7 protein-coding genes and 1 rRNA gene are annotated in these 13,301 nt (G+C 45.2%); 4 read left to right on the forward strand and 4 right to left on the reverse strand.

Annotated elements, in window-relative coordinates; genetic code table 11:
- A 16S ribosomal RNA gene (locus BN161_RS14270) occupies positions 1-240 on the reverse strand; the annotation flags it as partial.
- A 1,088-nt stretch (positions 241-1,328) separates the two neighbouring features.
- Between BN161_RS14270 and BN161_RS14280 the strand changes: the two genes are divergently transcribed.
- A complete protein-coding gene (locus tag BN161_RS14280) occupies positions 1,329-1,982 on the forward strand; it encodes a DUF6266 family protein (protein ID WP_044267329.1) in 654 nt (217 codons plus the stop codon).
- 80 nt (positions 1,983-2,062) lie between these two features.
- On the forward strand, positions 2,063-3,058 hold the full coding sequence (locus BN161_RS14285; RefSeq protein ID WP_044267331.1) for a hypothetical protein: 996 nt from the start codon (positions 2,063-2,065) through the stop codon (positions 3,056-3,058).
- A 138-nt stretch (positions 3,059-3,196) separates the two neighbouring features.
- On the opposite strand, the gene BN161_RS14290 is transcribed toward BN161_RS14285, so the two are convergent.
- From BN161_RS14290 to BN161_RS14300, 3 genes are all read right to left on the reverse strand, one after another.
- Entirely contained in the window at positions 3,197-4,561 is a 1,365-nt protein-coding gene (locus BN161_RS14290) for an efflux transporter outer membrane subunit (RefSeq protein WP_044267333.1), read from the reverse strand.
- A gap of 131 nt (positions 4,562-4,692) precedes the next feature.
- Positions 4,693-7,872 carry an efflux RND transporter permease subunit gene (locus BN161_RS14295; RefSeq protein ID WP_044267335.1) on the reverse strand — a complete coding sequence of 1,060 codons (3,180 nt, stop codon included), beginning with the start codon at positions 7,870-7,872 and terminating at the stop codon, positions 4,693-4,695.
- Between the two features lie 15 nt (positions 7,873-7,887).
- Positions 7,888-8,991, reverse strand: a complete 1,104-nt coding sequence (locus BN161_RS14300; RefSeq protein ID WP_044267338.1) for an efflux RND transporter periplasmic adaptor subunit — start codon at positions 8,989-8,991, stop codon at positions 7,888-7,890.
- A 222-nt stretch (positions 8,992-9,213) separates the two neighbouring features.
- On the opposite strand from BN161_RS14300, the gene BN161_RS14305 reads away from it, so the two are divergent.
- On the forward strand, positions 9,214-10,125 hold the full coding sequence (locus BN161_RS14305) for an AraC family transcriptional regulator (RefSeq protein WP_044267340.1): 912 nt from the start codon (positions 9,214-9,216) through the stop codon (positions 10,123-10,125).
- 1,137 nt (positions 10,126-11,262) lie between these two features.
- Positions 11,263-13,299 (forward strand): patatin-like phospholipase family protein, encoded by a 2,037-nt coding sequence (locus BN161_RS14310; protein ID WP_044267342.1) that lies wholly within the window; start codon positions 11,263-11,265, stop codon positions 13,297-13,299.
- Positions 13,300-13,301 lie beyond the last annotated feature (2 nt).

The following is a 13,301-nucleotide window of genomic DNA, read 5'->3' on the forward strand; positions in this document are numbered from 1 at the left end:
AACGCATCCCCATCGGTTATCGAAATTCTTTAATAGCAAGAAGATGCCTTCTCGCTATACTATCCGGTATTAATCTTTCTTTCGAAAGGCTATCCCGGAATAACCGGTAGGTTGGATACGTGTTACTCACCCGTGCGCCGGTCGCCATCAGTCTATTGCTAGACCATGCTGCCCCTCGACTTGCATGTGTTAAGCCTGTAGCTAGCGTTCATCCTGAGCCAGGATCAAACTCTTCATTGTAAAAGTATTGTTATTACTAGTATGAATACTAGTGATTTTGCTCTGTTCAGGACGCTCGGTTTATTAAAAGTTTTCAAATTACCTATATATATAAGTTACTTGACGGTTCTTTTTTTTATACCCAGAATGTACGTTCGGTTATTAATTATTCATTACCAACCACTGTAGCATTCTGCTCTTGTACTACTTGTATTGTTTATGTAAATTCTTCAAAGATCGCTTCTTTTTAAAACTGCTTTTCTTTTCAGAAAGCGGATGCAAAGGTAAGAACTTTTAAGTATATCTTCCAAATAAATTCGAAAGTTTTTTTCTTTTTTCTTTTTCTCGTCGTCTCTCTTTGCGAAAGGGAGATAAAAGAGGAAAGAGAAAGGAGTTCTTAGCAACACCGGTTTCTTAATCAGCAAGTCAATTATCGATTGCCTTCGTTCGGAAAGCGGGTGCAAAGGTAAGAACTTTATCACATATCTTCCAAATGTTTCCGGAAGTTTTTTTCTTTTTTTCTTTTAAAATGCTGTATTCTTGGTTGGAATTAAGGCAAAAGAAAAGAAAAACGTTGGAGTTCCTACGCCGTTTCTGTCAGAATGTCAATTTCAAGGCTTACCGTCTCTTGGAAAGCGGATGCAAAAGTAGGGCATATTACGATTCAATCCAAATATATCTATCACTTTTTCACCATATTTCTGAAACAATTTTGTAACTAACTGATTGATAAGGATGTTGTAGAACATAAATTTAAAAGGAAGTATGAAAGGGGGTGGAAGGGGATACATTATATATATACGTGCGCGTGATGAAGGCGAAAAGGAACAGGAGGCTATGATATTATAATCAAGTACAGATATGCTATATAATAAATTTGGTATAAACTCGGTACAGATTCGGTACAAATTCGGTTAATAATGCTATTTTAATAGTTTAAACCGAATTTGCTACATAGATAACAAGAAATTAAAGAGAAAAAGGTACGGAAGAAGAGAACCGGGAGAGAAGAAGAAAGAAACGGAAAGTGAAGAAGAAAAAAAAGAAAAAGAAGTATTCTCCCAGTTATTTATGATAGCTTTGCAGTCAGAAATAAAATACAAAGAACTATGGCAAAAATAAAAGAAGATATTTTCAGCGGCTTTTCAGGGAAATTAGGAAATGTGGTAGGATGCAAAGGAAAAAACGGATATTACCTCCGTACAAGACCCGAAAAATACAGAGATGCAAAAAGCAAAGGACAAATGCAGCAGCGAAGCAAATTCATGTTGGCCAATGAACTCTTGAAAAACTTCACTCCATTGTTACGTATCGGATACAGGTATTGTGACGGAAAACGTTCGGGCTTTACTGCCGCAATGTCATACGTCATGGCCAATGCCATATGTCAAGGCGAGGAAGGAACAAGCATTGATTACGAAAAGGTAAAAATAGCACAAGGCACACTGACCACCGCAACGGAAGCCAAAGTAGAGTTGGAAAAAAGCAAAGCCATCTTCACATGGAAGGACAACAGCGGCCGGGGTGACGCACAGCCGGAAGACAACGTGATGACACTGGTGTACAACAGGATGAAAGGGCAAGCTGTTTATCAGCTCCACAGCGCACAGCGCAGCGACGGTTATTGCGAGCTCCCCTTACCGGAAGAGTGGCAGAAGGAGGATCTCACAGTATACATAGCTTTGGAGAATGAAGAAAGAATGTGTGTATCGAACAGTGAATGCCTATGGAATGGCGTATGCATAGAAAGAAATACGGATTAATTGCAAGGCAATAAAAAGCACGTTGCAATATAATACATTAATTTTCATCTATTTATCTCACCTTAAAAACAAGAAACAATATGTTCACAACTACTATGAATGATGCCGAGATACAACGGGAAGCCCGAAAAGATTTCTTTGAACTCAGCACCAAAGTACGCATTGCCACCGAACGCTTCAATCGCAGGCATTGTGACTTGATAAACTACAGCCAGCTTCAACTAAACGACGTTCCCGTCAGCCTGATAAGCAAAAGTGTGGAAAGCCGCAAATGGCGCACAAGAAGAAATAACACATGGACATCTCACTTCAGATTCAAAAATGAAATTGCAGGAAGCCATATAGAGATAGAATACCACCTCTATACAGCCGTACTTCGTACCGGCGGAACAGAATATATCTTTCTGAATAACCTTATCTCTCCTGTCGTCGAACGTTTTACCATGCATTTTATCGAACGTTACAAAGAGCGTCACCTCAAACCGCACGGCATTGATACGAGGAGCATGCCCGTCCCACTCCACTTCAAGATAAACAATCCGGATTGCATTATGGGACGTTATTACAAGACTACGGATATTGACATAGAAGAAGGTACTCATAAAATGTTTTGGATTGCCCCGGAAGGCATATATGTAACTGATTATATTGAGGGAATGCTGACTTACATCACTTTTATGGACAAAGACGATTTGTCACCCCTTAAAAAACAGGTTTATGAAGAGGAAATTGTATGGGACCTGATGCGTTGCGTTGTCGATAAAAGCCGTAGCGAAGAAGAACGTACAAGAGCCTCCTTCCGTTTGGCAAGTACCGCCAACCTGGGACGCATCTTCGAGCGATTCGCCAAACGAAACGTAGCGGATGACGACAACGGTGAAAAGCAGAAACTGTTGCTGCGTATCAGAAAGGAAATGGCAGGACAAGAAGCCATGTTTCAGGAGGTGAAAGAGCAGGCCCAACAGCGGGAAAAAGAAAAGTTGCGAAAAAACAGAGTTACCGGAGCACTCAATACCAATAGTCTTATTGACGAAGTGGAAATCAAAAGTTACGATATACAGCACTTCGACAAATAAACAAAAAGCGGCTCAAAAAAAAGCTGTAAATGTACCGTTCGGAGAACAAGCAAAACGGAAGCGGGCCGCCACGGAATCGCTTCCACGGCAGCCCTTCTTCATTGAAGTAAAGTAACAGAAAGAGAGTATGATACAGTTTTAATTCTGTCCGCCTCCCAACGCTTGGAATAGGTTAATTAAGCTTTGTATTTCGGTAAAATGATTAGCGGTCTGCGACAATTGTGCGCTAAGCAATGTCTGCCGGGCTGTGAGTACTTCCAGATAAGTGGTATTGCCATGCTCCATCAGCAAGGAAGTACTTCTCAGGGCGGTTTGTAAAGAAGCGACCTGTTTATCCAACAGAAGTTTCTTGCCCTGGCTGGTCTGATAAGCCGTTAAAGCATCGTTCACCTCGCTGCCTGCATTGAGCAAGGTTTGCTGGAAGCCAAGTGCGGCTTCTTCCTGCTGCGCACGGGCAATGCGATACTGGGCAACTACCTGTCCGCGGTTGAAGAGCGGTTGCGTCAACGATCCTACAGCAGATGCCAGAAACTTGCCCGGATTGAGTATCATCACTCCGGCAGAGTTCGTCCAGCCGGCACTTCCACTTAAAGTAATGGAGGGATAGAAAGCCGAACGGGCCTTATTGGTACCATAGAACGCTGCTTCGAGTGAACGCTCGGCACTGCGGACATCGGGACGACCGGAAAGCATCTGCACCGGAATACCTACCGAAAAGTCGGCGGGGAACTGCTGCTGCGCCAGACTACCACGTTCATAATGACGGGGTGTTTCAGCCAACAGAAGGGCAAGACTGTTCTCTGTCTGGTTGATTTGCTTCCTCAAGTCGAGCACGGAACCCTGTACCTGATAGTACGTCGCCTCCATCTGCGATACGGCCGATTCATTCGCCATTCCGGCATTCATCAGGGCACGAGTAGACGCCACGGTTTCTTTCCACGCTTCTTCCGTTTGCCGGGAAATGGCAAGTTGCTCGTCGAGCATCAGCAGCGTATAATAGGTATTGGCTATCCCAGCTATCAGTTGGGTACGGACAGCCTGACGATAATCCTCACTTTGAGCATAAAGAGCTTGCGACTGTTTCTTGGCATTGCGCATACGGCCGAAGACATCCAACTCCCAACTGGCAGTGACGGGCAACGAATAAGTTTGCGTTGCCTTTTGCGTATCGAAACTACTCACGGTTCCCTGCGGAGCAAGAGCAAAGGCAGGCAGGAAAGCTAGTTTGGCAGACATCAGTGTTGCCTGTGCTTCCTCTACGCGAAGCTGGGCAGACTGATAATCAGTATTGGTCTGCAATCCCACTTCAATGAGGGATTGCAGATAAGGATCGGTGAAGAGTTCCCGCCAATCCATATTGCCCAGACTGGCGGTGTCTTCGGCCACTACTTCCCCGCCATAAAGCTGGTCGGGGACGGAAGTAACGGGCTCGTATTTAGTATAGATGCCACAACTGCTCAGCAGCAGGCCGGTGACAGCTAATGTGATGATTTGCTTTTTCATTCTTCAGTATCTTTAATATGTTTCCTAGAATTGATTTTATCAATAATGCACCATAGAATAGCAGCAATGCAATACGCTATCAACTGCTCTACCCAAAATATGTCACCTTGATACATCATCTTTTCTTTCATTTATTTATTATTCCGTTCAGCTTCACTCTTCTCCTTCTCAAGCAACACTTGTACGTCTGCTTCTTCCTCCATCGGCGGACGGATCTTCTCCTGCAAGAATTCAAAGATGATATAGAAGACAGGTACTACGAACAGCAATGCCAGTGTACCTACAAGCATACCTCCTACAACACCCGCACCCAGCGAACTGTTACCATTAGCACCCGCACCGGAAGAGAACATCAACGGAAGCATACCAAAAATCATTGTCAACACCGTCATCAGGATGGGACGCAAGCGGACCTGCGCGGCAGAATAAGCTGATTCCACAATACCCATTCCTTTACGACGACGCTCTATGGCGTATTCCGTAATCAGGATAGCCGTCTTGGCCAGCAAACCAATTAACATAATCACACCTGTTTGTAGGTAGATGTTATTCTCCAGCCCGAGCAATTTGGCAAACAGGAATGATCCCATCAATCCGAACGGTACGGAGAAAATAACGGCAAACGGTACAAAGAAACTTTCGTAAAGACATGCCAGAATCAGATAGATAAGGAATATGCAAATGGCATAGATGAAAATAGTCTGTGCACCACCACTACTTGCTTCTTCGCGTGCCATACCACCATATTCATATCCGTAGCCCGTAGGCAAAGTCTGTTCGGCCACCTCTTCAATCACCTTCTGCACTTCACCGGAAGAGTAACCTTCGGCAGGATTTACATTGGCAGAGATAGAGCTATACAGGTTGAAACGATTGGTTGTTTCCGGTCCCAACACTTTCTTCAGTGTTACAAACTGACTTACCGGAGCCATTTCCGTACCATTCCGTACAAACATATTGTCCAGAGATTGCTCGTCCAGGCGGTATTCAGGCGAAGCCTGCATCATCACACGATACACTTTACCGAACTGGTTATAGTTGGATATGTACGCACCACCGCAATAGCTGCCCAATGCATCGAGCACTGCTCCCGGAGAAATACCGGCACGCTTACATTTAGCCGCATCTACTTCTACCGATACCTGCGGGAAATTGATGGCATATGCCGTGTAAGCCATAGCTACTTCCGGACGCTGATTCAACGCACCGAGGAACTCCATTACCGACTGGTAGAATGTTTCCATATCGCCACCCGTCTTGTCCTGAAGGTTCAGTTCGAGGGAGTTACCCATACCATATCCCGGAATCATAGCGGGCTGGAAACTGAATACCTGTGCTTCCTTAATGCCATAGAACTGTCCATTGAGGCGGGCAACCACGGCATCCGAACTGTGCTCCTTCCCTTTTCGTTCGCTCCAGTCCTTCAAGCGCACAATGATTGTACCGTAAGAAGTTCCCTGACCGGATATAAGTCCATAGCCTGCTACACGGGCATAATGTTCTATTTCGGGCGTATCCTGCAGAATATCTTCCAGTTTATCCATTACCTTCGTTGTTTCATCAAGCGTGCTTCCCGGTGAGATACTGACGTTCACCATGATGACACCCTGGTCTTCCTGAGGAACAAGTCCCGTTTTGGTAGTGCTCATCAGATAAACCAACAATGCAATAGCGGCTATCAATGAAGTCCATACCATCCAGCGGTGGCGGATGAAGAACATCACACCTTTCTTATATTTACCCAGCACAGCGTTGAACGAGGCATTGTAAGCTGCGCGTACCCGTCCGTTAATACTCTTGGCACTCTTGGTCCCGTCCGACGGGCGCATCATGATAGCACACAAGGCCGGGCATAGCGTCAAAGCCGAAATCATGGAAATACCTACGGCAGTTGCCATCGTGATACCGAACTGTGTATAGAATACACCGGAAGTTCCTCCCATAAATGTTACAGGGATAAACACTGCCATGAATACACAGGTACAGGAGATGATAGCCATCGTCACATCGCCCATCGCATCTTTGGTAGCGAGATAAGAAGATTTGTATCCGGCATCAAATTTGGACTGCACCGCTTCCACCACCACAATGGCATCGTCCACCACCGTACCAATGGCAAGCACCAGTGCAAACAGTGTCAGGATGTTCAGACTGAATCCCGCAGCCACCAGGCAGGCAAACGTACCTACCAGCGACACTATAATGGATATGGACGGGATGAGTGTACTCTTCAAGTCCTGCAAGAAGAAATACACCACCAAGATAACCAGGATAATAGCGATGATTAATGTTTCTACCACATTGTGGATAGATGCGAACAGGAAGTCGTTGGAACTCATCATCGTGACGAACTCTGTTCCCTCCGGCAGACTCTTTTCCATCTGCTTCATCTGGGCAGTAATTTCCTTATTCACAGCGGTTGCATTGGAGCCTGCCGTCTGGAATACCATGTAAAGAACCGCCGGTTTGCTATCCATCTCACTGCGGAAGCTATAAGTCATCGTACCCAATTGTACGTCGGCCACATCTTTCAGGCGGAGTACAGAGCCGTCTTTCTGCGAACGGATCACCGTATTCTGGAACTCTTCCACACTCTTCAACCGTCCGCGATACTTCATGGTGAACTGGAAGACATTCTTCGAACTCTCACCCAGAGAACCGGTAGGAGCTTCAATGTTCTGCTCACCCAGCACGGCAGTAATATCCGAAGGAACCAGGGCATATTGTGCCATCCGTTCCGGCTTCAACCAGATACGCATACTGTACGTATCACCCAATTCCATTACATCCCCTACCCCCTCTACACGTTTAATCTGAGGCAGTACATTGATGTCCAGATAATTGGCAAGGAACGTCTGATCATAACGCCCGTCGTTGCAGACCAAAGCACCAATCTGGAGGAAACTGGTCTGACGCTTCTGCGTACTCACACCGATTTTGGTTACCTCGGCCGGCAGTAACCCCTGTGCCTTAGCGACACGGTTTTGCACATTCACTGCCGCCATGTCCGGGTCCGTACCTTGCTTGAAGTAGACCTGTATAATAGCAAGGCCGGAGTTGGATGCCGTAGAAGTGATATACATCATATTCTCCACACCATTGATACTCTCTTCCAGCGGCATGATGACGCTGTTCATTACCGCCTCGGCATCGGCACCCGTATACTGGGCACTTACATATACTGTGGGAGGTGCAATGTCCGGATACTGCTCTACCGGCAGCGTAAGGAGCGAAATAAGCCCTATGACCAGAATCAGCACGGAGATGGAGATAGCCATCACCGGCCGCTTTATAAATACATTTCCTTTCATAATTTGTCTCCCTTCTTATTTTACTTGTGTGCCCTCGCGCATTAATCCGGCACCTTCCGATATAATTTCATCACCGGATTGTAATCCGCTGAGCACCACATATTCGCGCCCGTCGCTTATTCCGGCTACAGTGATCAGTGTAGAGACGGCTTTACCGTCCACTACCTTATATACCACAACTTTGTCCTGCATCTGCACAGTGGCTCCCTGCGGAATGGCAATGCAATCCTTATAGATGCTGGGCACCACTACCGTACCGGATGCTCCGCTATGAAGCAGGCGTGATTCGTTAGGAAATACCACGCGCGCCATTACAGTGCCCGTCTGACGGTCGATAACTCCACTAATGGATTCTATGACACCTTTCTTATTATATACCGAATTATCATTCAGTATCAGTTCCACTTCCGGCATGTTCTTCAGAGCTTCATCCATGCTACCATACTGGCGTGTAAGGGCAAGTAACTGATTCTCAGTCATGGAAAAATAGACATACATATCCGAATTGTCACTGACCGTAGTCAACGGATACGGCAGGTTGGCACCTACCAATGCACCCACGCGATAGGGTAATGCACCCACTACTCCGTCACTGGGACTTTTCACTTCAGTATAGGAAAGATTGTTGCGTGCGTTCACTTCCTGGGCTTCGGCCTGCGTCAGCTGTGCTTTGGCAGTGAGATAGGTGTTCTCAGCTGTTTTCAGACTGAACTCTGAAACTACTTTCTGTGCATACAACTCTTTATTGCTGTTGTAGGTGAGTTCGGCAGTCGCCATTGCAGCACGTGCGGCTTCCACATTGGCAACGGCAGTCTTGAGCGCAGCTCTGTAGGGAATCTGATCGATAACGAAAAGCAACTGCCCACGGCGAACTGTCTGTCCTTCAGTCACACAAAGTTTTTCGATAGTACCCGATACTTGCGGATAGATATCAATGTCCTGCCGCCCACGGATAGTGGCCGAATACGAAGTGGAAAGTTCTTTATCCGCCGCTTTTACTTCCATTATTGCATAAGAAGGTTTCACTCCCGCATCCGTTGCCTGTTTGCAAGATGCCACCCACACTGTACAACCGACAATCCCTATCAGCCGTAACCATTTTTTGTTCACTGTAATCATACTTACTCTAATTGTCTTTTTATTAAAACTGGGACAAATGTAGGAGAAAGGAACAAAGCCATAGTGATCAATTTTCCCCCAAGAATGTCCCATTTTCGTTATTCATCACTTTTAAAGCTAACTAATTATCAATAAGCATCATATAGAACAATATTAAAGGATAATAGGACATCCTGTTTTCCCCATAATTTACCAACTTTGCAAAAAGAAAAATGAAATAATATGGAAAAAGAGAACATTAAGACCGTAACCATAGAAGACTTTAAGAACAGTCAGCATATTCTTGACTATATAGATGATGACTTTGCGATAGTCAACAGTCTGGATGAAATACCTTATAATAATGAGGTTGTCAGACTGGAATGTTTCCTTATTGCCGTTTGCATAGAAGGGTGCATACAACTGGATGTCAATAACCGGACTTACCAGCTACAGCCGGGCGACTTACTGCTTGGCCTTCCCAACACCATTATCGGACACACAATGATGAGTCCTAAATACAAAGTAAGGCTTGCAGGATTTTCCACCCGATTCCTGCAACGTATCCTCAAAATAGAAAAAGATACGTGGGACACTGCCATCCATATCCACAACAATCCGGTGAAATCTGTGAACAGGGAAAGTGATAACACCATTTTTAAACACTATGGAGACTTAATCCTGGCGAAGATTAACGATGAACCCCATTGTTATCATAAAGCGGTGGTGCAGCATCTGTTTGCCGCTATCTTTTGCGAGATGATGGGGTATCTCAACAAAGAAATCGCCGATTCGGAGAAAGCCAAACTACCGAAAGAGGGCATCAAGCAGGCTGACCATATTCTACGGAGGTTCATGGAACTGTTGTCGAAAGACAATGGTATGCATCGTTCAGTGACTTACTTTGCCGATGCACTTTGCTATACGCCCAAGCACTTTTCGAAGGTCATCAAGCAAGCATGCGGGAGGGCTCCTCTGGATTTGATAAATGAGACTGCGATAGAGCACATCAAATACCGACTGAAGCATTCGGACAAGTCTATCAAAGAGATTGCAGAAGAATTCAACTTCCCAAATCAATCTTTCTTCGGGAAATATGTAAAAGGACACCTGGGCACATCACCCATTCACTATCGGAGCACAAAAGAGGAATAATTTTCATTTCTGTAGGGTTATGAGCTAAATTGATACGCGGACGACGCGGACAAACGCGGATTTTTATTTTTCATCCGCAGATGACGCAGATAACGCTGATGCCTTTTTATCTTCCGTTAAACATAGCGCAGCTTTAAAAGATCGGCGTTATCTGCGTTATCTGCGGATGAAAAGTTACTTGCACACCGAAGGGAACCAACGGTCAGCGAAGCTAAATCTTACTCCGCGTTCGTCCGCTCTATCAGCGTCGTCCGCGTACCCATTCTCCCCCTAAATTATCATTTAGCTCATTACTTTCCGGTTATGAACAAAACGATAATCTGATATGATAAACATCTTCAATATAAATAATAAATATTTATAAAACAAAACATTTGCGAGATCAGTCGCATACTTAGGGGGTCTCAGTATGATACTTAGGGTATCTCAGTATCATATTGAGGTACCCTAAGTATGATACTAAGATACCCTAAGTATAACATGCTTGATAATCAAGTATTTACAAAGTTGATTTTCGATGGTTATAAATTAGGACAAATAAACAGCTAAAACAATGAATTAATTCGTTTCTATACGGTTATGAACTAAATGGGAATTTATCTTATACTTTTTCTTTCGCTTGTCCGAAAGAAAAAGTATCAAAAAGAAAGGACCCGGGCTGAGTCTTCGGTGCTACTCCGATACTGCCATGCACAGCCGGGGCTCGAACTCGCTATGCTCAGACAATCGCCCCTTACCTGTGACTGACAGCACCTCCGCTTACCCACCTACGCCTATGCCCGAGAGCTGCGCTGTGGAAGCGGCTGCGCATTATTACATCCGGCACTCTCACCCGCATGGTCTCCCGGCCTCACTGTAGGGGCCTTAAGCGAAGGTAGTGTTTTCAGCGTTAAGAAGGGCAGCCTGTTTGAGCGTAGCCAGTTCCTGCCCTTTAGCTGAAAATACTACCGGAGTAGCCCCGGAAGTGCAGCCTTGATTTTTTATTTGGTATCTTTCTTTTGCATCAAGGCAAAAGAAAGTACATTAAATTAGCATTTAATTCATTTCTTTCCGGTTATGAAGTAAAACAGCTCTTATTGAATCCATTTGCCCACTTTATTTGTTACTTATCTGAACAATTAGTAACAATCCCCGATTATGAAATATAAATCCTTGTCCTTATTAATTATAGTATTGTTTTCTGCCTGTACGCTCGGAGCACAGAACCGTAAGAAAGTGGGAATAGTATTGAGTGGCGGCGGCGCCAAAGGAGTAGCGCACATTGGAGCGCTGAAAGTGATAGAGGAAGCCGGTATTCCGATAGACTACGTAGTGGGCACCAGTATGGGCGCCATCGTGGGCGGCCTGTACTCCATTGGCTACACCCCGCAACAACTGGACAGCATTGTCAATGCACAGGACTGGAAATATCTGCTTTCCGATGCCCTTGATCCGGAAACCACACTGCTGAGCGAGAAGCTAAGGGAAGAACAATATCTGTTGTCTGTACCAATTGCAGGGAAATCGGCACATGTATCCGATGCCGGAATTATTAAAGGAAGAAATATCTCCCGGCTACTCTCCGAACTGACAGTGGGATATCACGACTCCATTTCTTTCAACCGGATACCTATTCCATTCGCCTGTGTATCGGACAACATCGTGAATGGCAGCAAAGTCGTTTTCCACAACGGTATTCTGGCAACTGCCATGCGCGCCAGTATGTCCATTCCGGGAGTATTCGCCCCTGTTTATCTCAATGGCATGGTATTGGTGGACGGCGGACTGACGGATAATTATCCCGTAGACATTGCCCGGCAGATGGGAGCGGAAATTATTATCGGAGTCGATGTACAAAATCCGTTGATGAAAGCGGATGAGCTGACAAGTATGTCGAATGTACTCGGGCAAATTCTGAATCTGGTGGGAGAAGAGAGTTACAGGAAAAATGTAAAGGACAGCAACATCCATATTCAGGTAGATGTAGACGGTTATTCAGCGGCAAGTTTCAATCACGAGGCACTGGATACCCTGATGCGCAGAGGTAAAGAAGCCGCCATGAAAGACTGGGACAAGCTGATTGCACTGAAAAAAGAAATAGGTATCCGTACGAATTACCGGGCGGAATATCCCGGACCGTTCAAAATACCAACACGGGCTATGCTGGATACGATACCTTCCGTAGCACAAATCACTCCCCATGAAAAGCCGGTCAATACTATAAATATTGGAGGACGGTTTGATAATGAAGAACTGGCAGTATTGCTATTGAATGCGAGGGGTTATTTCGGAGCACAGAAGAAATCGCAGTTAAGCCTCACTACCCGGTTGGGAAAGCGGACCTTTGGAAGGCTTGAATATACTTACTCACCACAAAAAAGCTGGGATATAAATACAGGATATCAGATAGGATACAATGATTTTAATCTTTACGAAGAAGGTAAGCGACTGATGAACCTGACCTACGTGCATCACATGGCTTGGGTCGGATTCACGAAGAGCTGGTATAAAATGCTTGTCAAGGCGGGAATCCACTTCGAGAAGTTCAACTACCATGACTGGCCCTCGGGACCGGACGTTTCCATTACAAGATCCAGTGACAAGGCTTTGCTCAGTTATCAGGCGAGTATCATGTACAATAGTCTGAATAATCAGCGATTCTCTACTCAAGGGATGGAATGGGAAGCAGCGTACAGGCTCTATACAGATAACATGGTAACGTATGGTTCGAACAGCCCCGTGTCCGTATTCCAAACTCATTGGAGCGGATATTTCTCACCGAACCGGGTATTCACCATCATGCCATCGGTGTATGGAAGGGTGGTTGGAAAGAATACGCAGTCATTGGCCATATCTAACTTCGTGGGCGGTAATGTGCCGGGACGGTATATGGAACAACAGATCCCTTTTACAGGTATCAATCACATCGAAATGAGTCCGGATGCCATCTTGACAGGAATGTTGGGAGTCAGGGCAAGAACTTACAAGAATCAGTATATCGTAGTTCGGGGCAGTTATGGACGGACAGCCAACAAGATAGAAAATCTGTTTGGCGGAACAAATACACACGGATTGGCGGGCGGCAGTATAGGATACTGCTACAATAGTATCATAGGACCTATCGAGGTGGAACTCAACTATTCCAATCAGGCAAAGAAGTTGGGATACTATATCGGGGTGGGATTTACGTTTTAGCG

This window comes from Bacteroides timonensis (assembly GCF_000513195.1).
In the GTDB taxonomy this organism is placed as follows: Bacteria; Bacteroidota; Bacteroidia; order Bacteroidales; family Bacteroidaceae; genus Bacteroides; species Bacteroides timonensis.